Annotated in this window: 26 protein-coding genes; 3 read left to right on the top strand and 23 right to left on the bottom strand. The window is 40.4% G+C overall.

Going from position 1 to position 25,159, the window contains the following annotated elements:
- Window positions 1-54: 54 nt before the first annotated feature.
- From AC1TO6_RS01045 to AC1TO6_RS01055, 3 genes are all read right to left on the bottom strand, one after another.
- Window positions 55-927, bottom strand: coding sequence for a metallophosphoesterase (locus AC1TO6_RS01045; RefSeq protein WP_482099747.1), 873 nt, complete (start codon window positions 925-927; stop codon window positions 55-57).
- Complete coding sequence (locus AC1TO6_RS01050) at window positions 927-1,430, bottom strand: helix-turn-helix domain-containing protein (RefSeq protein WP_482099748.1); 504 nt, start codon at window positions 1,428-1,430, stop codon at window positions 927-929. Before AC1TO6_RS01050 ends, AC1TO6_RS01045 begins: the two co-directional genes overlap by 1 nt.
- Before the next feature lie 106 nt (window positions 1,431-1,536).
- Complete coding sequence (locus tag AC1TO6_RS01055) at window positions 1,537-2,022, bottom strand: dUTP diphosphatase (RefSeq protein WP_482099749.1); 486 nt, start codon at window positions 2,020-2,022, stop codon at window positions 1,537-1,539.
- A gap of 93 nt (window positions 2,023-2,115) precedes the next feature.
- Between AC1TO6_RS01055 and AC1TO6_RS01060 the strand changes: the two genes are divergently transcribed.
- Window positions 2,116-2,499: a sigma-w pathway protein ysdB gene (locus tag AC1TO6_RS01060; protein WP_482099750.1), complete on the top strand. Its 384-nt coding sequence runs from the start codon at window positions 2,116-2,118 to the stop codon at window positions 2,497-2,499.
- Between the two features lie 27 nt (window positions 2,500-2,526).
- Here the strand turns inward: AC1TO6_RS01060 and AC1TO6_RS01065 are convergent, their stop codons facing one another.
- The 5 genes from AC1TO6_RS01065 to thrS form a co-directional block, all read right to left on the bottom strand.
- Window positions 2,527-2,817 carry a DUF1294 domain-containing protein gene (locus AC1TO6_RS01065; RefSeq protein ID WP_482099751.1) on the bottom strand — a complete coding sequence of 97 codons (291 nt, stop codon included), beginning with the start codon at window positions 2,815-2,817 and terminating at the stop codon, window positions 2,527-2,529.
- 153 nt (window positions 2,818-2,970) lie between these two features.
- The gene (gene rplT, locus AC1TO6_RS01070) at window positions 2,971-3,330 is read right to left on the bottom strand and encodes a 50S ribosomal protein L20 (protein WP_482099752.1); all 360 of its coding nucleotides are present in this window, start codon (window positions 3,328-3,330) and stop codon (window positions 2,971-2,973) included.
- Between the two features lie 41 nt (window positions 3,331-3,371).
- Window positions 3,372-3,572, bottom strand: coding sequence for a 50S ribosomal protein L35 (gene rpmI / locus AC1TO6_RS01075; protein WP_482099753.1), 201 nt, complete (start codon window positions 3,570-3,572; stop codon window positions 3,372-3,374).
- A gap of 27 nt (window positions 3,573-3,599) precedes the next feature.
- On the bottom strand, window positions 3,600-4,118 hold the full coding sequence (gene infC / locus AC1TO6_RS01080; protein ID WP_482100106.1) for a translation initiation factor IF-3: 519 nt from the start codon (window positions 4,116-4,118) through the stop codon (window positions 3,600-3,602).
- A 288-nt stretch (window positions 4,119-4,406) separates the two neighbouring features.
- Window positions 4,407-6,341: a threonine--tRNA ligase gene (gene thrS, locus AC1TO6_RS01085; protein ID WP_482099754.1), complete on the bottom strand. Its 1,935-nt coding sequence runs from the start codon at window positions 6,339-6,341 to the stop codon at window positions 4,407-4,409.
- Window positions 6,342-7,052: 711 nt separating this feature from the next.
- Here thrS and AC1TO6_RS01090 point away from each other — a divergent pair.
- Together AC1TO6_RS01090 and AC1TO6_RS01095 are read left to right on the top strand one after the other, a co-directional pair.
- Complete coding sequence (locus tag AC1TO6_RS01090) at window positions 7,053-8,024, top strand: polysaccharide deacetylase family protein (protein ID WP_482099755.1); 972 nt, start codon at window positions 7,053-7,055, stop codon at window positions 8,022-8,024.
- Window positions 8,025-8,134: 110 nt separating this feature from the next.
- The gene (locus tag AC1TO6_RS01095) at window positions 8,135-8,326 is read left to right on the top strand and encodes a hypothetical protein (protein WP_482099756.1); all 192 of its coding nucleotides are present in this window, start codon (window positions 8,135-8,137) and stop codon (window positions 8,324-8,326) included.
- 43 nt (window positions 8,327-8,369) lie between these two features.
- On the opposite strand, the gene dnaI is transcribed toward AC1TO6_RS01095, so the two are convergent.
- The 15 genes from dnaI to citZ form a co-directional block, all read right to left on the bottom strand.
- Window positions 8,370-9,314: a primosomal protein DnaI gene (gene dnaI, locus AC1TO6_RS01100; protein ID WP_482099757.1), complete on the bottom strand. Its 945-nt coding sequence runs from the start codon at window positions 9,312-9,314 to the stop codon at window positions 8,370-8,372.
- A gap of 1 nt (window position 9,315) precedes the next feature.
- Window positions 9,316-10,695 carry a replication initiation and membrane attachment family protein gene (locus tag AC1TO6_RS01105; protein ID WP_482099758.1) on the bottom strand — a complete coding sequence of 460 codons (1,380 nt, stop codon included), beginning with the start codon at window positions 10,693-10,695 and terminating at the stop codon, window positions 9,316-9,318.
- A gap of 32 nt (window positions 10,696-10,727) precedes the next feature.
- Entirely contained in the window at window positions 10,728-11,189 is a 462-nt protein-coding gene (gene nrdR / locus AC1TO6_RS01110) for a transcriptional regulator NrdR (RefSeq protein WP_482099759.1), read from the bottom strand.
- 153 nt (window positions 11,190-11,342) lie between these two features.
- Window positions 11,343-12,365, bottom strand: a complete 1,023-nt coding sequence (locus tag AC1TO6_RS01115) for a glyceraldehyde-3-phosphate dehydrogenase (protein ID WP_482099760.1) — start codon at window positions 12,363-12,365, stop codon at window positions 11,343-11,345.
- 123 nt (window positions 12,366-12,488) lie between these two features.
- Window positions 12,489-13,085, bottom strand: a complete 597-nt coding sequence (coaE, locus tag AC1TO6_RS01120) for a dephospho-CoA kinase (protein WP_482099761.1) — start codon at window positions 13,083-13,085, stop codon at window positions 12,489-12,491.
- 22 nt (window positions 13,086-13,107) lie between these two features.
- Window positions 13,108-13,980, bottom strand: a complete 873-nt coding sequence (gene mutM, locus AC1TO6_RS01125) for a bifunctional DNA-formamidopyrimidine glycosylase/DNA-(apurinic or apyrimidinic site) lyase (RefSeq protein WP_482099762.1) — start codon at window positions 13,978-13,980, stop codon at window positions 13,108-13,110.
- A gap of 9 nt (window positions 13,981-13,989) precedes the next feature.
- Window positions 13,990-16,614: a DNA polymerase I gene (polA, locus tag AC1TO6_RS01130; RefSeq protein ID WP_482099763.1), complete on the bottom strand. Its 2,625-nt coding sequence runs from the start codon at window positions 16,612-16,614 to the stop codon at window positions 13,990-13,992.
- A gap of 149 nt (window positions 16,615-16,763) precedes the next feature.
- Complete coding sequence (gene hflC / locus AC1TO6_RS01135; protein ID WP_482099764.1) at window positions 16,764-17,783, bottom strand: protease modulator HflC; 1,020 nt, start codon at window positions 17,781-17,783, stop codon at window positions 16,764-16,766.
- Window positions 17,783-18,751 (bottom strand): FtsH protease activity modulator HflK, encoded by a 969-nt coding sequence (gene hflK / locus AC1TO6_RS01140; protein ID WP_482099765.1) that lies wholly within the window; start codon window positions 18,749-18,751, stop codon window positions 17,783-17,785. Before hflK ends, hflC begins: the two co-directional genes overlap by 1 nt.
- A gap of 134 nt (window positions 18,752-18,885) precedes the next feature.
- On the bottom strand, window positions 18,886-20,301 hold the full coding sequence (pnpS, locus tag AC1TO6_RS01145; protein ID WP_482100107.1) for a two-component system histidine kinase PnpS: 1,416 nt from the start codon (window positions 20,299-20,301) through the stop codon (window positions 18,886-18,888).
- Window positions 20,301-21,011 (bottom strand): response regulator transcription factor, encoded by a 711-nt coding sequence (locus AC1TO6_RS01150; protein ID WP_482099766.1) that lies wholly within the window; start codon window positions 21,009-21,011, stop codon window positions 20,301-20,303. Before AC1TO6_RS01150 ends, pnpS begins: the two co-directional genes overlap by 1 nt.
- A 17-nt stretch (window positions 21,012-21,028) precedes the next feature.
- Window positions 21,029-21,505, bottom strand: a complete 477-nt coding sequence (locus AC1TO6_RS01155) for a MaoC/PaaZ C-terminal domain-containing protein (protein WP_482099767.1) — start codon at window positions 21,503-21,505, stop codon at window positions 21,029-21,031.
- Window positions 21,506-21,598: 93 nt separating this feature from the next.
- A complete protein-coding gene (mdh, locus tag AC1TO6_RS01160) occupies window positions 21,599-22,537 on the bottom strand; it encodes a malate dehydrogenase (protein ID WP_482099768.1) in 939 nt (312 codons plus the stop codon).
- Between the two features lie 108 nt (window positions 22,538-22,645).
- Window positions 22,646-23,917 carry an NADP-dependent isocitrate dehydrogenase gene (gene icd / locus AC1TO6_RS01165; protein WP_482099769.1) on the bottom strand — a complete coding sequence of 424 codons (1,272 nt, stop codon included), beginning with the start codon at window positions 23,915-23,917 and terminating at the stop codon, window positions 22,646-22,648.
- 78 nt (window positions 23,918-23,995) lie between these two features.
- Window positions 23,996-25,111 carry a citrate synthase gene (gene citZ, locus AC1TO6_RS01170; protein ID WP_482099770.1) on the bottom strand — a complete coding sequence of 372 codons (1,116 nt, stop codon included), beginning with the start codon at window positions 25,109-25,111 and terminating at the stop codon, window positions 23,996-23,998.
- Window positions 25,112-25,159 lie beyond the last annotated feature (48 nt).

Raw genomic sequence — 25,159 nt, forward strand, 5'->3', positions numbered from 1 at the left:
CCAAATGGAGCGCTTGACAAAGACCTCCATTCATTAATTGAAAGGAGGTCTTTGTCATTCAACTATTTGTAACGATACAACTACTATTTCCGGTTGATTGAAGAGCCGCACAGGAACCAGACTATTGCCTAAGCCACGACTGATGATCAATTGACTTCCATTCTTCTTGTGCGTGCCCGATGTGTATTTTGGGAACCAGCCTTCCCCAGGTGAAACCAAACCGCCTATTCCAGGAATTCGAAATTGTCCTCCGTGGGCATGACCACTAAATGTCAGATTGATTCCTTCTTCTGCATAAACGTTAAATTGTTCAGGTCTATGTGCGAGTAAAATTTTAAACATTGATTTGGGAGTATCCGCAAAGGCCTCGGTTATAGTATTTTTAACGGTTTCCTCTTCTTCCATTGCACTCGCCAAAGGGTCTTCTATTCCTCCAATTGCAATCGAACTATGGGAATCGATTTTTACAATATCAGCTTCATTCGCTAATACCCGAACACCCCGTTCCACTAAAGATGCTTTTATCCTCTTCGAATCCTTAGTGGCTATTTCATGATTACCTGTTACGTAATAGATTGGTGCAACGAATTGAAGTTTTTCAATCAGAATGAGACTTCGTTCGAGATTGTAGCGGTTACTGTCAATAAAATCACCTGTTATGAAAATTGCTTGAGGCGATATTCGTTTCACTTTATCAACAACCACTAAGTGATTCTCACCGAATTCGGCATCGTGCAAATCAGATAATTGGACGATGGTATAATTGTCAAAAGCATTCGGAATCTTATCCGAATAGATATCATAATAAGTGACACCGACTGTTGTATTCCCTTTGTATATAAAAAAGCTAATTAGAGTAATTAATATCAGGAAAACAACCCATTTACGCCGTAAAGAAATCGTTCTTTTTTTTAGTTTCGCTTTCATTAAAGCCAGCGTTTTTTAATTTTAGCAAGTTCCAACAATTCAAGGACTTCTTTTTTCGGTAATTCCGTTAGAATCGCGAGCATTTCAAGTTCAGCACGCCTTCTTCCTTTACCACTTCTATAACTTTCCTTGTGTAAGGCATCTAATTCCGCATACAATTCGTCATTACGGTTTGTCTTCATTTCTAGTTCTTCCGCTTCTGTGTCACTGGTAATATTTTCTCTTAACTTGTCATAAAGCATATCTACATTCGTAGAGCCTGACCCTTTAAATGGTTTGGATGTTTTCGTATTTCCTAAAATCAGTTCATCGGTTGAAACATTGAAGCGTTCAGAGATTTTCGCTATCCAAGCGGCGGACGGAGCATTTTTCCCTTTTTCCCAGTCTTTGATACGGCTTGCCGAAGTGCCGATAGCCGTTCCAAACGCCATCATTGACAATCCACGTTGTTCACGCAATGTTTTTAGCCTTACTCCGAAATCCTCTTTGTTCCAATCGTTCACATTGACGCCCCCTAAATACTTTATATATTCTATCTCTATTATTTTTTATCTGAAGGCTTCTGTCAATCTATTTTTTGATTTTTCTATAAAACATTTAATAAGGCAATTAGTATCCCGTTTTTTGACGATTATAATTTTCTTCATTCTTTGCCAAGTATGCACTGATAATGTCTTCATTCGTAAATCCAAGTTTTTTTGCAATTGCACCGTAATGAATCCAGACTTGTTTATAAGAGTCCATCGTCAGTTCAAATAGAAAAAGCTGAATCACTCTTGTCGTCTCCAGGAATAGATGTGTTAATTCACCTTCCACTTTACCTTCCGGCCAATCAGTAAGCGTTTGTAAGTCTTTTTCAATACCTAACGAAAGAAGAAAGTGAATGGAATCTACATACTCTTCCAGAATTACAGCATTCTCTGAAGGCCCTTTCGTACTCCAGAATTTGAAACACCGTGTTTCATTTGCAAGTTCACCGAGCTCTACCAGTAGTGCCAGTCCTTTTTCTTGAAAAACATCTGACTGTTTCTCTCTGTTATTTTGGATATAAGAGTCAAGCTCACGCTGCATGGAAAATAGTTTAGTAAGTTGCATAATATAACCTCCAATTTATTTTAAATTGTTGAAACCTTTTAGTGGGCTCACCCGTAGATAATAGTATGTATTAAATAGTAAGGGGGATCTGTTATGCCACTGCTGATCCGGTTTATCATTATTGCTTTTATCATTTATTTATTTTATCGTGGAATCCGTTATTTGACTGATCCGAAGCGTAAGCTGGATGATGCATATGCGGTAGAGAAATATTATTTCTACGATGATGTGAAAAATGTGCGAAAGAACTTTTTCATTACCTATAAAGGCGCCATGTTTGAAGGTGAAAAGTATTTAGGGACAACAAATGATTCGTTTGAGGTTGTATCTATTTTTGTCTGGGTGAAAGATGAAACAAAACTTCAAGGTTTTACGAAAGATGATTTCCATTTCATATCTGCCGAAATTCTTTCCAACTATCCAAAAGCCGAAATCAGTTGGAAAAAACCCATAGAAAAACTCATGAATTCGCACTAAAAGCCCGTGTTTTGGACGGGCTTTTCCCTATGCTTCCACCATGCCCGGCAAGTGAACACCCAGAAGATACAGTATTCCGATGCCATAGATTATCGCCAGCAAGAGAAATCCCACCCGAAATGATGTCTGTCTTGTCTTATGGCGGAACGCCTGCATTCCGAAGTAAGCGCCAATACCGCCCCCTAGTAGAGCGAGTGTCCATAAATTCTTTTCAGGAATTCGTTGTCCTTTCCTTTTCGCCTGTCGTTTATCATAACCCATCGCAAAGAATGCCCATATAGACATGATTGCAATCCAGCCTAGAATTGTTGTTTGCAAGTATACTTCCCCCTCTGCTCTTTCTTTCCTTCTATTTTACACGGTTTCGCAGTTGTAAAGGAATAATAATTCGTTAATAAATAAATAACATAAAAATAGCCGCCTCGCATCCGAATTATCTTCGGATTACTTGGCGGCTGTTATTTATATTTCTTATTTTGCGATTGATTTTTTAGCTGCACTTGCAAGTTGCGCAAACGCTTGAGCGTCAGTCACTGCAAGATCAGCAAGCATTTTACGGTTAACATCAATGCCAGCTACTTTCAAGCCGTGCATTAGAGTGCTGTAAGAAAGACCGTTGATACGTGCAGCCGCATTGATACGTGTAATCCAAAGTTTACGGAATTCACGTTTCTTCTGACGACGGTCACGGTATGCATAGTTGAATGATTTCATTACCTGTTGGTTTGCTACCTTGTAAAGTCTATGTTTTGAACCAAAGTAACCTTTTGCTAATTTCAATACTCGATTACGACGCTTGCGCGTCACTGTTCCACCTTTTACGCGTGGCATAGTTCATTACCTCCTGCTTTTCTGTCCGATTGTGTTTTGATTTATTTCATGTAAGTAATCATTTGACGAATACGCTTGAAATCGCCTGAAGAAACGAGTGCAGCTTTACGCAGATGGCGTTTTGCTTTCGTCGGTTTGTTTGCAAATAAGTGACTTGTGTAAGCACGGCCACGTTTCAGTTTACCAGAACCGGTTTTTTTGAAACGTTTCGCTGAACCGCGGTGAGTTTTCATTTTTGGCATGTTCTGTTCCTCCTAAATCTTTCATTGTTACTCTTTTTCAGCAGTCGGTGCAAGCACTAGGAACATGCTTCGACCTTCCATCTTCGGTCGTTGTTCAACCGTAGATACATCTTTGCACGCTTCTGCGAAACGGTCAAGGACACGCTGTCCGATTTCCTTGTGCGTAATCGCACGTCCGCGGAAACGGATGGAAGCTTTTACTTTATCGCCTTTTTCAAGGAATTTAATAGCATTCCGTAATTTTGTTTGAAAATCATGTTCATCAATCGTCGGACTTAACCGAACTTCTTTAAGAAGAATGATTTTCTGATTCTTACGGACTTCGCGATCCTTCTTCTGTTGCTCAAACTTGAACTTTCCGTGGTCCATGATACGAGCCACTGGGGGTTTCGCTGTTGGAGCTACAAGGACAAGATCCAAATTCGCAAGTGCAGCAATTTCTAGTGCCTCAGTGCGTGTTTTGATTCCGAGCTGATCGCCGTTGTGATCAATAATGCGCAGCTCGCGGGCACGGATGCCCTCATTAACGTACATGTCTTTGCTAATAGTAATCCACCTCCGGATATTTCACGAATACATGGTTTGGGTATACCGTCCGGTTCGGGCGGCCCCACAGATCCATCCAATAAAAAAAGGTAGACAAATTGGATTTGTCTACCCGCGTATGTGTACGTGCTAATGCACGGCACTTCACTCATGTTTTAACCTGTCAACAACGTTTTTGCGTCGAACAGGTGAGAAGCGGGTAGCCTCTTCTTATACCACAAACTGTATTCAGTCATTACTAACCTTATTTACTTTATCACGAGATGATTAGAGTGTCAACTACTTTACTTATACTTTACTTACTTCGCTTTGAAGTTTTGCAAGAAAATCGTCAAACGGAATACTTTCCGAGTTCTGTTCTCCGTATTTACGAACATTCACTTCTCCCGATTCAACTTCCTTATCGCCTAGAACCAGCATATAAGGTACTTTTTGCATTTGAGCTTCACGAATTTTATAACCGATTTTCTCTTCACGGCTATCAATATCAACTCGGAATCCAGCTGCAACCAATTTTTCACGAACGCCATCCGCATAATCGAAATGCGCGTCAGGGGAAACTGGAATTACTTCAACTTGAACAGGTGCCAGCCAAGTTGGGAAAGCGCCTTTATATTCTTCAATCAGGAATGCAACAAAACGTTCCATTGTGGAAACGACACCACGATGAATAACTACCGGACGATGTTGTTTTCCATCTTCACCTACATATGTCAGGTCAAAACGCTCAGGAAGCAGGAAGTCGAGTTGAACTGTTGACAATGTCTCTTCCATACCAATTGCTGTTTTTACTTGCACATCTAGTTTTGGACCGTAGAATGCAGCTTCCCCTTCTGCTTCAACATAATCAAGTCCAAGTTCATCCATCGCTTCTTTTAGCATAGTTTGGGCACGATTCCACATGGCGTCGTCGTCAAAATACTTTTCCTTATCTGCTGGATCGCGGTATGAAACACGGAAAGAGTAATCCTCGATATTGAAATCTTTATAAACGTCAATAACAAGTTGAACTACTTTTTTGAACTCGTCTTTAATCTGATCGGGACGTACAAAAATATGTGCGTCGTTTAGGGTCATTCCTCGAACCCTTTGTAATCCGGATAATGCACCTGACATTTCATAACGGTGCATCGTACCAAGTTCAGCAATTCGGAGCGGCAAGTTTCTATAAGAGTGAATACTATTTTTGTATATCATCATATGATGCGGGCAGTTCATTGGACGCAGGACAAGGTCTTCATTGTCCATACTCATTACTGGGAACATGCCGTCTTGGTAATGATCCCAGTGACCTGAAGTTTTGTACAACTCTACACTCCCTAAAACAGGTGTATAGACGTGATCGTAACCCAATTTCTCTTCTTTATCCACAATATACCTTTCAATTATTCGGCGAATTGTTGCACCTTTAGGTAGCCACATTGGTAATCCCTGACCGACCTTTTGAGAGTTCATAAACAAATTGAGTTCTTTACCTATTTTACGATGATCCCGCTCTTTCGCTTCTTCTAGTAAACGAAGATGCTCTTTCAACTCATCTTTTTTGAAGAATGCTGTTCCATAAATCCGTTGTAGCATTTTGTTATTTGAATCGCCGCGCCAATAAGCGCCTGCAATACTAAGCAGTTTGAATTCCTTTAGTTTCCCCGTAGAAGGAACATGCACCCCACGGCATAGATCGATAAAGTCACCTTGTTCGTAAATGGATACTTGCTCGCCCTCAGGAATTGCTTCAAGAAGTTCTAGTTTATATTCGTCGTCAATCTCTTTGAAACGTTTCCCGGCTTCTTCGCGGGAAACATCATGGCGAATCACTTCGAAGTTTTCAGCAATAATTCTTCTCATTTCTTTTTCGAGTTCAGGTAAATCTTCTGCTGTTATCGGTTCTGGCGAATCAATGTCATAATAAAAACCACTTTCGATAACCGGTCCGATGCCTAATTTCGCATCTGGATACTTACGTTTTACTGCTTGTGCTAGTAGATGCGCTGTACTGTGGCGTAATATTTCAAGCGCTTCCGATGATTGGGGTGTAATAATCGCAATGTCCCCGTCTTCAGTTATAGGTGTTTTTAAATCGATTAATGTATCTCCCAATTTACCGGCTAATGCACTTTTTCGCAATCCTGGGCTAATCGATGCTGCCACGTCTTCAGTAGTTGTACCTTGTGGAAATTCTTTTACTGCACCATCCGGAAATTTCAAATTCAACATTTTCGTCATAATTAAGCACTCCTCTAATTTATAATTGAACAACAAAAAAAGCCCCATCCCTGGAAAGGGACGAAGCTTTAGCTCGCGGTTCCACCCTTCTTCCTTCAATTCAGTCCCATGAATTGCATACGTGGCCAGTAGAAATGTACCAGCATACTTCAGTCCAGGCTGTGCTTTTTCGCACTGCTTAGAATGGCTTATGACTGAAACATCTGTCCGTTGATGCCAAACAAATAGACACTAAAATGATGAAGCTTGACGTCGGGTAACGGACCGGATTCCGTCATCGGTTACTGTATAGTTCACCGATGCTGCTCTGAGGGGGTAAATCATCCGTCCAACCTTAGGGGCTTCCAGCCATTGACCCCGTTCTCTATAGGTAGACGATAGGATTGTTGTCCTCTTCCATGCATTTCAGATTATTAATTAAAATTGAGTATACGTTGAATGCGCAATAAATGCAAGTCTATTTTATTGAATACTTAAGCAATCTCCAAATACATCTGTGGCTTAGAAGAATTTGACTTTTCTAACCCGTTTTATGGTGATTATTTCCTGGGTAAGACAATTTGCCGCCTAGGTTGTGTAAGCTATATCATTTTTGTGTTTTTTCCGTGCAAAGATAAAAAAGAGCACGCATAGTCTAATATTGAACGGGAAACCTACTAATACTAACTAATATGAATGGAGGAATTTCTATGATTCCAAAAAAATATATATATGGATAAAGCAAAATATGTTATTTACATTTTGTTAGTTATCGTCGTACTACTTTCGGTCCCAAGAATCCTTTCTAATGTACTGACAGCTGGCTCCCCAAGGATAGACACTGAGAATCCTATCCCAACTTTCTCAGAAGGCACGGAGAATGATCTTTATAAAAAGATTGTTGCTTACCGCGACCAAAACATTATTGAACCGATTGATGCAAAAATCGACAGAGTATGGAAAGCAATACCAGGGTACAATGGCTTGGAAGTAGATGTTGAAAACAGTTATAAAAACATGAAACTCGATGAAGAAATTGATAAAAGTAAAATTGTTTACAGAGAAACATCGCCAAAAATCCACTTGAACGATTTAGATCCATCTCCAATTTACAGAGGAAACTCCGAAAAGCCAATGGTAGCTTTGTTAATCAATGTCGCTTGGGGTAATGAGTACATTCCGGGTATTCTTAAAACTCTAAAAACGTCCAAAGTAAAAGCAACATTCTTTTTTGACGGAAGTTGGGTTAAGAATAATCCCGATCTTGCTGTAATGATCAATCTCGAAGGTCATGAAATTGGAAACCATGCTTATAGTCATCCCGACCTAAAACAACGTTCCAGAGCTGATACATTGGATGAATTAAAAAAAACAAACGATATCATTGAGGAGACCTTGGGTATAAAACCAATTTGGTTTGCACCACCGAGTGGAAGTTTCAATCAAGAAACGATTTTAGTCGCCAGTGAGCTGGACATGAAAACCATTTTATGGACGATTGATACAGTCGACTGGAAAAAGCCAGAAACCTCTGAAATGGTTAATCGCATTGTATCGGGCGTAGCGAATGGTTCCATGGTATTAATGCACCCTACAAAACCTGTTTTTGAAGGCCTAGAAACCATGATAAACGAGATCAAAGAAAAAGGATATCAACTAGGTACGGTAAGTGATTTGATGAGCGAAAAACGTATTACTCAATAAATTTCATCAAAAAATAAGATAGAAACATTTTAATGCTTTTCACATTATAGTGTTTTCCAATGAATAATAAACTCATTTGAACACATGATATGTGCATGGAGGTGATAATCTTGACGAATAATAACAACAATAACAACAACCGAAATGCTAATCAAAACCGCAACAATAACCAAAATCCAAACGACATGCGTGAAGAGTTTGGAGCTGCATTTGATGTGGATAAGCTGAGAGATCAAAACAACAACAATAACAACAACCAAAATGAGAAACGTACAAATCGTAATGACAGAAATAATAAATAAATTATAAAGAACTGGCACATGAATTTACTCATGTGCCAGTTCTTTATTTTTCTCGTCTATTTTTCCCTTGGAGCCGTACCGGGCTACTAATCATTCGAATCCTTTCCATGATCCGAGCCGCTTTGACTGCTTCTTTTTCTCCGCGCTGTGTATACGTCAGGTGATCTTCAAGTTCAGCGTAATTAAAATTGGAAGTGAAAAAAGTGGGCAACTTTTCTGCCATTCTGAATTGGAGTATTGTTCCTAATACTTCATCACGTGTCCATGCTGACATCGTTTCCGCACCAATATCATCAAGCATTAGCACTTGTGCACCTTTCACAAAATCAATTTTTTCATTGAGCGTTTGATCTTGAATTGATTGCTTCATTTCCCTCAGAAATTCCGGAACGTAAACAGCAACCGTCCGTATTCTACGATTCGCCAATTCATTAGCCAATGCTCCAAGCACAAACGATTTTCCAATTCCAAACGGGCCATAGATGTACAAACCGCGTTCAGGTAATTTCCCAGTTTCATCGATAACATTTAAAAAGTCTTTCGCAGCACGTACTGCCTTTACTCTACTGTCATCAAAAAACATATCAATATTTTGTAATTTTGCTTCCATAACGTCTTTAGGCATATACATGCTATCAATCATCTTTGTAATATTACGCTGATTGTCATCCATTAACTTGTTGGGGCATTTCATATATTCTACATCAATTAGCTCGCGAGAGAGTAACAATTTGGGTTCGAAGCCTTTCATGATATTGACACACCCCTCAAGATCGGGACACTTTCCACAACTGTGGGAAGCGGTGGCATATTCGTATAACTTGCCTAAGCTCCGCTCAACAACTTCACCATTAACTTCAGTGGAATGATCCGTTAAAAATTGTTGTACTCCTGGACTCTCCATCACTTCTTTTCGCAACTCATCATACCTTGCAGCAAATGCCGGTGATTTCACAACCCGTTTCAGCGTATCGCCAATATGTTCCATTTCAGTTCACCATCCCGTCCCCTGTTACGCCTAATTCCTTTAGTAATTTACGACGTTCTTCATCAATAGCTGAAGAAGACTTAACAGGTACATCTGTTTTTGTTTTCTCTTCATCTTTTTTATAAAACCATTCCGGTACTTTTTCTTCACGTACAGATTTTCGTCTTGGCCATGATTTCTGTCCTGTATTCTGACCTTCATTTTTCCACTTCACATACTGATCATGCTCACTCCGTGAAATTTCCATTGCGGTTTTCACAGTTTCCACCTTTTTGCTCATCCAATGGGAAGCTATCCGCTCAGCATAACTGGTCGTTATTTTCCCATCATTACGGTAAAGTACGTATTGCAAGAGGACATTGACGACACCAACGGACAATCCATGAGTATTGATTAGTTTTTCGGCAAGCTTCACATCTACCGATACCGGCTCTTTTCCTATAAAATCACGCAGCATTTCAATTGGTGCCGTATTTTCAAGATAATGTACCAATTCTTCTTCTTGCGACAATACTCCTGTTTCAGGCTTAGGTGGTTCTTTCGCATACACTTTATGTAAGACTGGTGCTTCTTTTGAAACGTTCATTTTATAAAATTCAGCAGCTGATTTACGTAATCTGTCCTCTGGCAACATAAGATCTTCATCAAGTGCCATCATAATAACTTTTTGCATATCTAATGGCGTCAGCGAATAAAGGAATGCGAGTTTTGCAATTGATTCCTTTGAAACAGAAGATAATGAAGCTTTAGGGACCATTTGTTCAGATAACCCCGAACGAAGCAGGTCGAAATCAAAGTCGGAATGCAAGAATGGAACACCTTCCGATTCATTCCGTCCGATAAACTGCTGGTCCTCGCCCACATCCAAGCTATGACCCTGTTGTACGGGTGTATACACATCCAAAAATGTACGTGAAACATCTTCAAATCCGAATTCATTAACACTTTCTATCGCAAAACGACTACGTAGATTTCGGTATGCCTGTTCCCCAATTTTGCTAAACAAGAATGTCGACAATAATGGATCTAGAAAAAAAGCTTTGGCATCCAGTGGAGGAAGCAGTTCGTAAACAAATAATCTTGCATCCCCATCTTTCTTCTTGTACGTACGCAGCAAACCAATTGCTTCAAGAGAAATCCTGGCCTCGAAAACAGGTCCTAGCGGCATCGTCAAAATGTTCATTAGATGGTAATGATTATATTCACGATCATCCTCCCGCTCCGCATCCGCCCACAATGTCATAAACAGACTCATTGCTCCAGGACCAATCAGTGGCTGATAAAATAAGGTGAGGAGTTGGCGATCATAATCCGAAAATGGCTGCGTTAACCGAATCTTGTATGCATCAACTGGTTGTAGCTCTTTATAAAGTGGTGCCATTGCAACTCTACTTCCTATCTAAATGGGATACGTTATTTTTTAGTTCGTTTTTGTAAGTTTTGCAATTCTTCTATGAAAACCGTGATGTCTTTATATTGGCGATAGACCGAAGCAAATCTGACATATGCGACTTCATCAACTTCAGAAAGTCGTTCCATAACCATTTCTCCTACATCATCGGAATTAATCTCTACGACACCTGCACTTCTCAATTCTTTTTCAATCGAAGTAACAATGTTTTTCAAGTCTTCAAGTTGGACCGGACGTTTTTCACAAGCACGGATTAGTCCTCTGAGTACTTTTTCCCCACTAAATTCTTCACGTGACTCATCCTTTTTCACGACAATCAGTGGTGTTTCCTCAACTTTTTCAAATGTCGTGAATCGGAACGCGCATTGTTCACATTCCCTGCGACGTCGGATAGATTTATTCTCCTCGGCAGGTCTGGAATCGACGACCCGGGTGCCATTGTATTGGCAAGCTGGACATTTCATAAGTTGGTTCCTCCGATTTTTCTTAGATAATAACTTAATTATAACAGAACATGTCCCAAAAAATCAGAATGGAGGGGAAATATCATTGGACAAACCAAAAAAGCGTCCTCCTAATCATATTATATTGATTAGGAGGACGCTTGCTATTTATGATTAAACCAGCGCATCTTTTTTTAATGCAGCAGCTACTTTTTTCGTTAAATCAACAACACGAGCAGAGTAACCCCACTCATTATCATACCAGGCAAGCACTTTCACTTTACGATTAGCCATAACCATTGTTGAGAGGCCGTCAATGATAGCTGAGTCCGTTGTTGTATTGAAATCGATGGATACAAGTGGCTCTGTCGTAAGACGAAGGATACCTGCCATAGCCCCAGTTGACGCCTTTATAAACGCGTCATTAACCATTTCTACTGTAACATCTTGCTTTAAATCCACAACTAGGTCAACTAGTGAAACATTAGGCGTCGGTATCCGTAGAGACATCCCGTGAATTTTCCCTTCCAATTCAGGAAGTACAAGCGCTAATGCTTTTGCAGCCCCAGTTGACGTAGGAATGATAGATTGCCCACATGCACGTGCGCGACGAAGATCCTTGTGCGGATTATCCAAGTTTTTTTGATCGTTCGTGTATGCGTGTACAGTCGTCATTAACCCATTTTCGATACCGAATGTATCGTTGAGTACTTTAGCTACAGGAGCTAAACAGTTTGTCGTGCAGCTAGCATTTGAAATGATATCATGTTTTTTAATATCGAATTTATCTTCGTTGACTCCCATTACAATTGTCACATCTTCATTTTTACCTGGAGCAGAGATAATGACTTTTTTTGCTCCAGCTTCAAGGTGAAGTGCAGCTTTGTCTCGGGAATTGAATTTACCAGTCGCTTCGATGACAATATCAATACCGAGTTCCTTCCAAGGCAAGTTAAGCGGATCGCGGTCAGAAACGATTTTCACTCGTTTTCCATTGACGACAATTGCATTTTCTTCTGCAATCACTTCACCATCAAATGTACCATGATTCGTATCGTATTTTATAAGATGAGCAAGTGTTTCTGATGGATACGTTGCATTTATCGCAACAATTTCCACATCTTCTTCTCTAATCATTTGACGGAAAACCATCCGTCCAATTCTTCCGAACCCGTTAATCGCAATAGAAGTAGTCATATATAGATCCTCCAATATGTATGTTATACAATACGTGTTTATTCGCTCATTAGTATAACACATATTAATTCAGAAAAAAGCATATTAACTATTTATTACGTTTTTCATCTATTCAGATAATGATTATGGTTGCGCATTCCAATCTAATAGTATCGCATCAAGCTGTCGCCCCGTGTGCTCTACTGTCTCATTATTGTGTAATACCGCATCTGCACCCAGTTCCTTTTCTTCCATTGAAAGCTGAGATTTGATTCGTGCATCCGCTTCTTCTTCCGATAACACATTACGCGCAATAAGCCTTTGTTTCTGGATTTCTGGAGTTACGGACACGACTATGATTCTATCCACAAAGGATTGTAGTTTACTTTCAAACAAAAGCGGGATATCCAGTATGACTGTATTTGAGCCTGCTAAGACCCAGTGCTCTTTTTGTCTTAGCATCTCTTTTCTAATAGCAGGGTGCATGATTCCATTTAATATTCTGCGCTCTTCTTCATGTCCAAAAATACGCGTGCCCAGTTTTTCTCGATTTAGAGATCCATCCTCATGTACTATATCTTGTCCGAATACGCGGACAATCTCCATAAGGACCGGACTCCCCGGCTCCACTACCAGTCGTGCTATTTCATCCGCATCTACTATAGGGTAACCTTTTTTCTTCAGCATAGCGGAAACAGTGCTCTTTCCACTTGCAATACTGCCAGTTAATCCGATAATCATAGCTTAGAAGGCCTCCTATCAATCATTTCTGGCATTTTGGACAATAAACGGATGTCCTGCTAGCAATTTTCATACTCTTAGTAGCTGTGCCACAAAAAGGGCAAACTTTCCTACCATACATTTTAAGCCGATCCTGCATTGTTCCTGCTTCACCATTAATATTACGGTAATCTGAAATGGAACTCCCGCCTGCATCGATACTTTCCTGTAAAATGGCTACGATTTCATCGAACAATTCGTTTTTCCGTCTTAAGCTTATCCGTTCCGCTGTTCTACCAGGATGAATGTGCATCTTAAACAGCGCTTCTGTTGCATAAATATTTCCACATCCCGATAACACCTGACCATCCATGATGACTTCTTTAATTGGTTTACAAGCATATTTCGGAGTTGAAGCACACTCAAGAAAGTGAAGGCGCGCTTCGGAAGCGAAAGGCTCAGGCGCCATTTTCAATAAAGGCGGATGATCCGCTTCACATCCGAGAAGCCGTAATTCTCCAAAACGACGAATGTCTGAGTAGACAAGCAATCCTCCATCTTCCAGTTTGAAGATAACGTGCACATGTTTGCGGAATTTCGCTTCCGTTATCTCTTCTACCGTGTTGACAGTGAACCAGGCTCCTGTCATACCCAGATGACTGACCAGGAGACAAGTTTTACTGTTTTTCGTTAAATGAAAATATATATATTTACTTCGACGCGTAACATCTAAAATGGTCATTCCAGCCATTTCTAAAATGAAATCTTCAGTTGTAATTCCCTTTATCACAGCTTCTTTACCTAGTTGTTTTGATTTAATGACCGTCTCTGAAACAATCGCTTCTTGGATAGTCCTTCCTCTCGCAATAGGTGCGAGTGCCCGGACGACCCCTTCTACTTCTGGCAGTTCAGGCATTTTCTTACCTCACTTCGTTTCGTACCAGGATAATCCAAACGCCCAGTCCACTTTTAATGGTACGTCAAGTGCAATTGCGGATTCCATCACTTCAGGTACGATTTCTTTTAATTTTTCAATTTCATTTTCCGGTGCTTCAAAGATAAGTTCATCGTGCACTTGCAAGAGCATACGTGTCTGCATGCCTTCCACTTCAAGGCGTTTAGCCATTTCAATCATAGCTTTCTTAATGATATCTGCCGCACTTCCTTGAATCGGTGTATTCATGGCTGTTCGTTCTGCAAAACTTCTTAAATTGAAATTCGAACTTGTGATTTCCGGTAAATAACGCCTGCGGTTCATGAGCGTCGTCACATAGCCTTTTCTTTTCGCTTCTGCAACGATATCATTCATATACTGTTTGACACCTGGAAAACTACTGAGATAGGTGTCAATAAATTTAGCAGCATCTTTTCTCGTAATGTCGAGGTTTTGTGAAAGTCCGTAATCACTAATACCATATACAATCCCAAAGTTGACGGCTTTGGCTGCCCGCCGCATATCTGAAGTCACGAGGTCTTTTTCAACGCCGAATACATCCATTGCTGTTTTTGTATGAATATCTGCACCTTCGTGAAAAGCTTCAATCATTTTTTCATCCTGAGACATATGTGCAAGTACACGAAGTTCAATTTGGGAATAGTCGGCAGCAAATAAGTACCAGCCCGGTTCAGAAGGAACGAACGCTGCACGTATTTTCCTTCCTTCCTCAAGTCGTACAGGAATGTTTTGCAAATTGGGATTAATGGAACTTAGACGTCCTGTTGTTGTGAGTGCTTGTTGGAATCGGGTATGAATTTTTCCATCTTCATGAATCTCTTTCAATAACCCTTCAATATATGTTGAATTCAATTTACCAAGTTGACGGTAATTTAAAATATGGCTGATTATCTCATGTTCACTTTCGAGTTTCTCAAGCACATCAGCTGCTGTTGAATAGCCAGTCTTCGTCTTTTTAATCGGCGTAAGCCCAATTTTTTCGAAGAGAATGACGCCTAGCTGTTTAGGTGAATTAATATTAAATTTCTCTCCTGCAATTTCATAAATAGTTGTTTCAAGTGTAGCAAGTTTCGCCGATAACTCAGTTCCTATAGTAAGGAGTGTCTTCCTGTCGACCATAACGCCTGTAGTTTCCATTTTCCCTAGAATGGCTGCAAGCGGCAGTTCAAGTTCATGGTAAAGATCATATTGGTTGTTTTCTTTTAATTTTTCTTCAATCTCTGCATGCAGTTTCCAAATCGCTTGTGCTTTTCTGCCAGCATGATCAGCAATCACTTCTGTTGCAGGAACCGCTTTCTTAGCACCCTTTCCATAAATCACATCATCCTGTTCGACTTCTGTATAACCGAATTCACGGGTAACAGAGGCCACGTCAGTGTAATTTGTTGAAGGGTTGACGATGTATGTGGCAAGTAATAGATCGAACTGGAAACCTTCTGCATCCAAACCAAGCCCCGCGAGTGAGGCGAATGCCGCTTTGGAATCAGATGTGTATTTTAACTTGTCCGTCTTTTGTAGCCACTGCTTGAACGCTTCACTGTTCTGTGCAACTTCAACTGGGACGAACAGAATGTTTTTTTCATCTGCCAAACTTATGCCTAGAATCTGCGCAGTCAGATAATTGTCGTCCATCATTTCGACATGGATTGCCATCTCATTTGACAAATCTTTTTCGAACAGCTCGGAAACGATTGTAACCTCAATAGCTTTTTTCGGCTCCTCTGCCGCTTGTGGTGTGATTTTATCGAGGAGCGTTTTGAATTTCAATTCGCTGTAAATACTTATTACTTCTTCCATATCAGGGCCGTCATATGCAAGATCATTTATTGAGACTGTAATGGGAGCATTGACTTCGATTGTCGCGAGGTCTTTACTCATAAATGCCTGCTCTTGATTTTCAGTTAAATTCTGATTCAGTTTTTTCGCAGTAATATTACCAAGTGATTTGTATACATTTTCGATGGAGCCATATTCAATCAATAATTTAAGCGCTGTTTTTTCGCCAACTCCCGGAACACCGGGAATGTTATCTGATGCATCACCCATTAGTCCTTTCATGTCGATAATCTGATGTGGCTCAATCCCATACTTCTCCATCACGTGATCAGGCGTATATTTTTCAATATCCGTCATCCCTTTTCGGGTAATGAACACCGTTGTATGGTTGCTTGCTAGTTGCGTTAAATCCTTATCCCCCGAAATGACTACAATTTCAGAACCATCCGCATCGCCTTTTTTACTTAGTGTTCCGATAATATCATCTGCTTCATACTGATCAAGTTCGTACTGTGGAATTTTGTACGCATCAAGAAGCTTGCGCAAATAGGGAAATTGCTCGGACAACTCGGGTGGTGTTTTTTGTCGTCCACCTTTATATTCTCCGAATGTTTTATGCCTGAACGTTGTTTTTCCAGCATCCCATGCAACTAATATATGCGTAGGTTTTTCTTCCTCTAAGATATTTTGTAACATCATTGTAAAACCATATACTGCGTTCGTATGGATTCCGTTATCATTCGTCAATAAAGGCAATGCAAAAAATGCCCGGTATGCAAGACTGTTTCCGTCAAGTAATACAATTTTCTTAGTCGTCACGTACGCTCCACTCCTATTCAAAACACGTCATCTTCATTCATCTTACACGAGGGCAAGAAGAATTGAAAATGACGTGTTTTTTAGTAAACCTCGGCTCTCTCTCCATATGACAAGTCATATGGAGCTTGTTGCAGGTTATTCGTTCTTACTTAATCTAGATAGCCTGTCAATACTTTGGCGTATGGGGAATCAGCAGGGATGATGATCATTGTGTCCTCACCAATTGTTTTCGTATACGATTGAAGTGTGCGATACAAATTATAAAACTCTGGGTCTTTTGAAAATGCATTATTATAAATTTTTGCCGCTTCGGATTCCCCTTCCGCATGAATGATTGCAGCTTCCTTTTTCGCAGTTGCCAACATTTCCTGAACTTCACGGTCTGTCTCCGCTTCAATCCGACGTTTATCTGCATCCCCTTGTGATAAATAGGATTGTGCAGTCGACTGACGTTCGGAAATCATCCGTGTATAAATCGACTGTTCATTTTCTTCAGGTAAGTCGATACGCTTCATACGGACATCCACAACTTCGATACCGTAGTTCCCTTCAGCCAAAAACTCATTTACCCGCTTCGTCACACGATCATTCATACTACCTCGGGAAGAGTTTTCATCATTTACGACATCTACATAGTTCAACTGACCAAGTTCAGTCCGAACAACAGAGTAAATGAATTCCCCCAACCGCGATTCGGCATTTACAATATTCCTCGCGTTTGAAATCATTTTTCCAGGATCTGTGATTCTCCAAACTGAATAGTTGTCAATGATAATACGTTTCTTATCCTTTGTATTGATTTCCTCTTCGGATACGCTATAACTCATCAAACTCTTAGGAAGAGTTGTGACACTTTGTATGAACGGTATTTTCATGTTCATCCCCGGTTCATGAACAATGCGCTTAATTTCCCCAAATTGGCGGACGACTCGGTATTCATCTTCTTTAACGACGAATATATTGGCGATTACTATGACCATTAATGCAAATAGTGCAGTGAGGATAAGCGTCAGTTTCGCATATTTTTTTATTTCAAGCGGTGCTTTAGGTGTAACAGGTGTACCTGTTGCTTTGGTTGCTTTAGATGCTTTAGGTGCTTTCTGTTTTGCACGCTGTCTTTCCAGGAATTTTTCCTCGATGGATTTAAATGGATTATCGTCATTCGCCATCAGTTTCCATCCCCTTCCGTTTTCGGTTCAGCTGGTGGAGGTGTTGTATTTTCCATTTGCTGTAATGGAAGATATTTCACCGTTTCGCCTGAATCGTTCATAATATAGATTTTCGCTTTCGGCAATACTTGTTCGAGTGTTTCAATGACAAGTCGCTGCCGCGTGATTGCTTTATTCTTCGAGTATTCTACAAGTAAATCATTGAAGAGAGCCACATCACCAAGGGCTAGCTCGGTACGCGCCTTCTTTTGCCCGATTGCATTCGACTTGATGGCATCGACTTCCCCGATTGCTTCATTTTTCTTTTGGTTTTCATATTTTTCAGCCTCGTTCGTCTTCGTGTTTTTCGTTTCGCGTGCATCCGTCACCGCTGTGAAGGCGGCACGGACTTCGGCATTCGGAAGTTCGACATCTTGCAGCTTGACGCCTTGTATGGCAATGCCGATATCATACTTATCGATGAGTGTCGCAAGCAGTTCACGTGTCTGTGCTTCAATTTCCGCTTTCCCATCCGTCAGTGCGGCATCTATCGTCGAATTACCTATGATGGAACGGATAGATGCTGAAGTTGCGTCATGGAGAATTGCCTTCGGATCTTGCGCATTGAATAAATACTTCTGCGGTTCAGTGATTTTCCATTGAACAACCAGATCGGTAAGCACAATGTATTCATCCCCCGTGATCATCTTGGTTTCTTTATCGAACGAAACAAGCTCCCCCCCGGCATCTTGCTTATATCCGAATTGCAGACTAAATGTCTCTTTCGATAGTATTTCAACCCTTTGAATTGGCCATGGTAATTTGAAATGAAGTCCCGAATCTGTTACTGTTGTATCCGCTTTACCAAATGTGATAACGACAGCCTGTTCAGATTCGTCGACAGTATACCATGTTGTGAAAGCAACGATTAACAGTAGTAGTCCAGCGAAAACCATTCCGACTGTCATTAAAATACGTCGTGTACTCATTTGTAAGCCCCCCTTCTCTTATGTATAACCTGTTATACGTTCTATATAGTTGAAAGTTTCATATTTTCTCCAATTTGTTCTTTACAAACATTGCCTCAATAAATATAAAAAACGATCCAAAGTAAATGGATCGTTCACTCTTCCTGGCGCAAAGGCATTTGAATACGAATTAACGTACCCACGTTAATTGTGCTTTCCACTTCAACTGTTCCTCCATGGGCTTCCACAAGGTGTTTGACGATAGCTAATCCAAGTCCTGTGCCCCCGGATTCTCGGCTTCTAGCTCGGTCAACACGGTAGAAACGTTCAAACAGCCTAACAAGTTCTGTTTGTTTAATGCCGATTCCTTCATCTTGCACTTCTATGATTGCATTTCCTGATACTTGTTTAATGGAAATAATAATTTTCTTTTGTTCTTTGGAGTAGTTAATTGCGTTCGATAGCAGATTAACCATGACTTGTATTAATCGACCTGCATCTCCATCAATGACAATCTGCTCCGTTATGTCTAGGTCAATATCCATCTTTTTGCGCTCCAAACTTAATGAAACAATTGTCAAGGCATCATTGATAACGTCATTCAGACTGACACGGGCAAACTGAAGAGTGAAGTTTTCCCGTTCCATTGCCGACAATTCAAGCAGGTCATCAATCAATAGATGTAATCTATCGCTTTCTTTCTGAATGATTTCCAGAAACTCTTTCATAATTACAGGTTCATTCATTGCGCCATCCAATAACGTTTCCGTAAATCCTTTTATGGATGTAATCGGTGTACGGAGTTCATGGGAGACATTTGCAACAAAATCTTTTCGAACCTCTTCAAGCTTTACAAGTTTCGTAATATCATGCATGACAACGACAATACCTAGCCAATTACCGTGACGCCCGATTACCGGTGCACCATAAACGCTCATATGGGAGAAATCTCCGTTCCCCTCAAGTCTGACTTGTTTTTCACGAACTTGTTCAGTCATAAAGACATCTTCAATCAGACTCTCAATATCCACTGGCAATCCAATTGTTTTTAATGTCTTTCCGATCAGTTCCTCCTTCGAAAAACCAAAGGCCTTCTCAAAGACACCATTTACAAGATTGACTGAACCTTCACGACCAAACATTAGAAGTCCACTGCCCATACTCTCTATAAGTGTTTTTAAACGCTCTTTTTCCATCATTCGTAGTGTCGATATTTCCTGCATATTACTTGCTATATTGTTAATGGCAATTGCAAGTTCATTGGCATATTCGGATTCGTCCGTCTGTGTTCTCGCGAGATGATCTCCCTTAGCAATTTGAATTGCTACTCTTGTTACATCATCTACTGGACGGGCATATTGCAACATCATTCGCTTTGCGATTAAAAGAGATATTATAAATGCAATGAGTAAAGTCACTAATAGAAAACCCCAGTATTTCTGCTGTACTTCGGCAGCAATGTCATTCGCGAATAAAGGAAAAAACTGACCGAGAACAATTCCGAGGCCAGTTAGTAGTACTGATAGAAGGACTGCACAAGCAATGACTAAGCGGGAATACAAACCTTTCATCAAAGTTTAGGCTCCTCAAATTTATAGCCAATTCCTCTTACCGTCTTGATGAAGAGAGGTTTCTTTGTATTTTCTTCGATTTTTTCCCGTAAATGACTTACATGAACGTCAACGATTCGGGTATCACCGGCAAAGTCATAATTCCATACCGCGCTTAAAAGCTGATCTCTAGAAAGGACTCTATTTTTATTCTGCATAAAGTGAACAAGTAGTTCAAATTCCTTCGGGGTAAACTCCAACTCTACTTTATCTAGAAAAGCTTCATATTGCTCAGCATGAACAATTAACTTTCCAGAACTCAATGTGCCATTTTCATCGTTACGGTCTGACCTCTCACCGGTACGTCTCAGTACGGCTTTTACGCGCGCAACAACTTCCCTGGGACTGAATGGTTTTGTCATATAATCATCGGCACCCATTTCAAGACCAAGCACTTTGTCAAACTCGTCTCCTTTTGCCGTTAGCATAATTATTGGAATATCGAGTCCCTTCTGCCTTAAGATTTTACAGACATCTATTCCATCCATTTTCGGAAGCATTAAGTCCAGCAATATTAAATCAGGCTTTTCTGTTTCTGATTTCAGTATAGCTTCTTCTCCATCCACTGCGGTGATTATTTCATATTGCGCTTGCTTCAAATTATACTCTAGAAGCGTCCGAATCGGCTGTTCGTCATCAACAATCAATATTTTCTTTCCACTTGAACTCATCTTCCATCAATCTCCCGTCAAAAGTTTTCCATCGCTTGCGATGTTAGACGCTCTTCCACTTTCGGCGGAATAACTGTCACTGTCCCTGAAATAACAATTTCTTCCTCATCATCATGTGCTTCGATTGAAATTTCTATCGCATTCATTTCTCTATCAACATGAATGACTTCTAGTAAGATGTTAATTATTGAATAGTGATAGACCGCTTTTGGAAATGATAACTGTTGTTGTACAATATGTGAACCCGGTCCTGGCAAATACTTTGAGACGGCAGATGTAACAATTCCTGTTAGCATAATAGTCGGTACAATAGGCTTTTCATAGGCTGTCTGCGAAGCGTAATCATGTTGAATATATAGTGGGTTACTATCGTTTGTTAACCCTAGATAAAGTAGCAAATCTTTATCCTCGATTTTCTCGGTTAACTTCAACTTTTCACCGACAGTAATCTCTTCGATTTTTCTTCCGAGACGCCTTTTCTTCCCTAATATCAACTTATATCCCCCTCAATATGTAATACAGTAAGTTTACCAATAATCAGAAAAAAAATCGAGTAGCATAGGCTACTCGATTGACTAATTAGAATATTATACAAGAACTTTCATAACTGCTTTAACCGATTCAGCAGAATTTGACAATGCCTCTTTTTCAGCTTCAGTCAAATCAAGCTCAATAATCTTCTCAATACCGCCAGCACCGAGTACTGTCGGAACGCCGATGTAAATTCCATCTAGACCATATTCGCCTTCTAAGTAAGCAATCGAAGGAAGTACACGTTTCTGATCTTTCAGGATTGCTTCAGCCATTTCAACGAGTGATGCCGCAGGAGCGTAGTAAGCTGAACCATTACCTAGTAGGTTTACGATTTCAGCTCCACCCTTACGTGTACGGTCTACAATTACTTCTAGTCGTTCAGCCGAAATCAACGTTTCGAGTGGAATACCACCCGCGTATGAGTAACGGATAAGCGGAACCATGTCGTCGCCGTGTCCACCAAGTACAAATCCGGTTACGTCTTTTACAGACAAGTTCAATTCTTGTGCTACAAACGTCCGGAAGCGCGCAGTGTCAAGGACTCCTGATTGCCCGATAACACGTTCTTTCGGTAATCCGGATTCTTTATAGACTGTGTATGTCATTGCATCTACCGGGTTAGTTAATACGATAATTGTTGTATCTGGAGAATGTTTTACTATTTCAGCAGTAACGATTTTCATGACTTTTTGATTCGTCTGAACAAGATCATCACGACTCATACCGGGCTTGCGCGCAATACCAGCTGTGATTATGACAATGTCAGAGTCTTTTGTATCCGTGTAATCTGAAGTTCCTATAATATTCGCATCAAAACCTTGTACAGGTCCGGCTTCCATCATATCAAGCGCTTTCCCTTTTGTTGGGTTTTCCATTTGCGGAATATCTACGATAACTACATCACAAAGCTCTTTTTGAGCCAGAAGAAATGCTGTCGTTGCGCCTGTGAAACCAGAACCGATAACCGAGACTTTTTTACGTTTCATTGTCATGAGTTGCCTCTCCTTTTAATCGTTTATATGAGGGGACAGACCCCTCATATAAATGATTTAAATTTTCAACGAACAGAAAGTTGGGCTCTTCCACCGCTAATAGATTTATTATTTAAGGTTTTTGATCAATTCATCTGCGAATTCAGAAGTTTTAACTTCTGTTGCACCGTCCATAAGACGAGCAAAGTCATAAGTTACAACTTTAGAAACAATTGTTTCTTCAATTGAAGCAGTGATCATAGCTGCCGCTTCATTCCATCCAAGGTGCTCAAGCATCAAGACGCCTGAAAGTAGAAGTGAAGAAGGGTTAACTTTATCAAGTCCTGCATATTTCGGTGCAGTACCATGAGTTGCTTCAAAAATTGCATGACCTGAAATGTAGTTAATGTTTGCTCCAGGAGCGATTCCGATTCCGCCAACTTGTGCAGCAAGAGCATCAGAAATATAGTCGCCATTCAAGTTCATTGTCGCTACAACATCAAACTCTTTTGGACGTGTCAAGATTTGTTGCAAGAAGATATCAGCAATTGCATCTTTAACGATGATTTTGCCTGCTGCTTCAGCTTCAGCTTGTGCTTTGTTTGCAGCATCAGTTCCATCAGCATCTTTGATTGCATCATATTGGTTCCATGTGAAGACTTTATCGCCGAACTCTTGTTCAGCAACTTCATAGCCCCAGTTTTTGAATGCGCCTTCTGTAAACTTCATGATATTTCCTTTATGGACAAGCGTCAATGACTTGCGGCCTTCTTTAATAATATAAGTAAGAGCAGCACGTACTAGACGTTTTGTACCTTCTTCAGAAATAGGTTTAATACCGATTCCAGAAGTTTCTGGGAAGCGGATATTTTTAACTCCCATTTCGTTTTGTAGGAATTCGATTACTTTTTTCGCTTCAGGTGTACCTTCTTTGTATTCAATACCTGCATAGATATCTTCCGTGTTTTCGCGGAAAATAACCATATCGCAATCTTCAGGACGTTTAACAGGTGAAGGAACACCTTCAAAGTAACGTACTGGACGTAGGCAAGTGTAAAGATCCAATTCTTGGCGAAGTGCAACGTTCAATGAACGGAAACCGCCGCCGATTGGTGTAGTAAGTGGACCTTTAATAGCAATTAAATACTCATCAATTGTATCAAGTGTTGCTTGTGGTAGCCATTCGCCAGTTTCATTGAATGCTTTCTCCCCAGCAAGAACTTCTTTCCAGATAAGTTTTTTCTTGCCGCCGTAAGCTTTATCGACAGCTGACTCTAGAACGCGTGATGCTGCATACCAAATATCCGGACCAGTACCGTCACCGATAATAAATGGAATTGTTGCGTGATCAGGTACATTTAAAACACCGTCTGTTACTGTAATTTTTCCACCGTTAGTCATAATTAATTTCCTCCCAATTTCAAATCAGAGGGCTGGCTATTGTAAATTCCGCCCCTAGTTTTTTTTTATTTATAGTGCTTATCGTTCTTTAATCGGTACGTATTTCTGCAAGCCCGGTCCTGTGTAATCAGCACGAGGGCGAATCAGCCTATTATTCGCATATTGTTCACGAATATGTGCAATCCATCCCGAAATACGAGACACTGCAAAAATCGGCGTAAATAGATCGTGATCTATTTCCAGCGAATGGTAAACAGAAGCAGAATAGAAATCGACGTTTGGCGGTAAGTTCTTTTCGCCTGTAACGATTTCTTCTATTTTACTGGACATATTGTAGTACTTTTCTTCTCCGCGAAGTTCAGTCAAACGTTTAGACATTTCACGAAGGTGTTTCGCACGCGGATCACCTTTACGATAAACTCGATGTCCGAAGCCCATGATTTTTTCTTTGTTATCCAGTTTTTCTCTGATATATGATTCAACCTTCTCTTCTGAACCAATCTCCATCAGCATTTTCATTACTTGCTCGTTTGCACCGCCGTGAAGCGGTCCTTTGAGTGCACCAATAGCAGCCGTAACACCTGAATAAATATCAGAAAGTGTCGCAACACATACGCGTGCAGTGAATGTCGATGCATTTAGCTCATGGTCCGCATGAAGTACTAGAGCTTTGTCGAATGCTTCAATCGCAATTTCAGCAGGCATTTCACCAGTCAACATGTATAAGAAGTTTTCTGCATAGCCCAATTCTTCCTTCGGAGCAACCGGCTCAAGACCTTTGCGGATACGAGAAAATGTAGTAACGATTGTCGCTATTTTTGCTTGTAGTTTAATTGCTTTTTCGTAATTAGCCTCTTCAGACATATCTTCCGCTTTGTCGTCGTATAATCCTAAAAGGGATACTGCAGTTCGCAGTGCCGCCATGGGGTGTACTTCCCCGATTGGATACATTTTGAAATGATTAAGTACTTCATCAGGAAGAGACATGTTAGCCGCAAGTTGCTTTTTCAGCTCTGCAAGCTCGTCCTCTTTTGGCAAACGCTGATGCCAAAGAAGATGAATTACTTCTTCAAAGCTGGCGTTGTCTGCAAGATCGTCAATATCATAGCCGACGTATGTAAGTGTGTCATCAATGATCGAACTAATTGCTGACTGTGTCGCTACGACTCCTTCCAACCCTTTGGTTGATGTCATATAAAACGCTCCCTCTTTCAGTTCAGCCATCCACTCCGCAAAAAAAAG

The sequence above is a fragment of the Sporosarcina sp. Y352 genome (assembly GCF_056786535.1).

Bases quoted from the DNA above. Each gene is read 5' to 3' on its own strand.
- hflC (WP_482099764.1), bottom strand. From the start codon at position 17,783: ATGGCGAATGACGATAATCCATTTAAATCCATCGAGGAAAAATTCCTG.
- nrdR (WP_482099759.1), bottom strand. From the start codon at position 11,189: ATGAAATGTCCAGCTTGCCAATACAATGGCACCCGGGTCGTCGATTCC.
- rpmI (WP_482099753.1), bottom strand. From the start codon at position 3,572: ATGCCAAAAATGAAAACTCACCGCGGTTCAGCGAAACGTTTCAAAAAA.
- pnpS (WP_482100107.1), bottom strand. From the start codon at position 20,301: ATGAAAGGTTTGTATTCCCGCTTAGTCATTGCTTGTGCAGTCCTTCTA.
- mutM (WP_482099762.1), bottom strand. From the start codon at position 13,980: ATGCCTGAACTGCCAGAAGTAGAAGGGGTCGTCCGGGCACTCGCACCT.
- mdh (WP_482099768.1), bottom strand. From the start codon at position 22,537: ATGACAATGAAACGTAAAAAAGTCTCGGTTATCGGTTCTGGTTTCACA.
- coaE (WP_482099761.1), bottom strand. From the start codon at position 13,085: ATGATTATCGGATTAACTGGCAGTATTGCAAGTGGAAAGAGCACTGTT.
- AC1TO6_RS01045 (WP_482099747.1), bottom strand. From the start codon at position 927: ATGAAAGCGAAACTAAAAAAAAGAACGATTTCTTTACGGCGTAAATGG.
- icd (WP_482099769.1), bottom strand. From the start codon at position 23,917: ATGACTAACGGTGGAAAAATTACAGTAACAGACGGTGTTTTAAATGTA.
- rplT (WP_482099752.1), bottom strand. From the start codon at position 3,330: ATGCCACGCGTAAAAGGTGGAACAGTGACGCGCAAGCGTCGTAATCGA.
- thrS (WP_482099754.1), bottom strand. From the start codon at position 6,341: ATGACGAAAATGTTGAATTTGAAATTTCCGGATGGTGCAGTAAAAGAA.
- AC1TO6_RS01090 (WP_482099755.1), top strand. From the start codon at position 7,053: ATGGATAAAGCAAAATATGTTATTTACATTTTGTTAGTTATCGTCGTA.
- citZ (WP_482099770.1), bottom strand. From the start codon at position 25,111: ATGACATCAACCAAAGGGTTGGAAGGAGTCGTAGCGACACAGTCAGCA.
- dnaI (WP_482099757.1), bottom strand. From the start codon at position 9,314: ATGGAACATATTGGCGATACGCTGAAACGGGTTGTGAAATCACCGGCA.
- AC1TO6_RS01115 (WP_482099760.1), bottom strand. From the start codon at position 12,365: ATGACTACTTCTATTGCGATTAACGGGTTCGGAAGAATTGGACGGATG.
- AC1TO6_RS01150 (WP_482099766.1), bottom strand. From the start codon at position 21,011: ATGAGTTCAAGTGGAAAGAAAATATTGATTGTTGATGACGAACAGCCG.
- AC1TO6_RS01060 (WP_482099750.1), top strand. From the start codon at position 2,116: ATGCCACTGCTGATCCGGTTTATCATTATTGCTTTTATCATTTATTTA.
- AC1TO6_RS01105 (WP_482099758.1), bottom strand. From the start codon at position 10,695: ATGGCACCACTTTATAAAGAGCTACAACCAGTTGATGCATACAAGATT.
- AC1TO6_RS01055 (WP_482099749.1), bottom strand. From the start codon at position 2,022: ATGCAACTTACTAAACTATTTTCCATGCAGCGTGAGCTTGACTCTTAT.
- hflK (WP_482099765.1), bottom strand. From the start codon at position 18,751: ATGAGTACACGACGTATTTTAATGACAGTCGGAATGGTTTTCGCTGGA.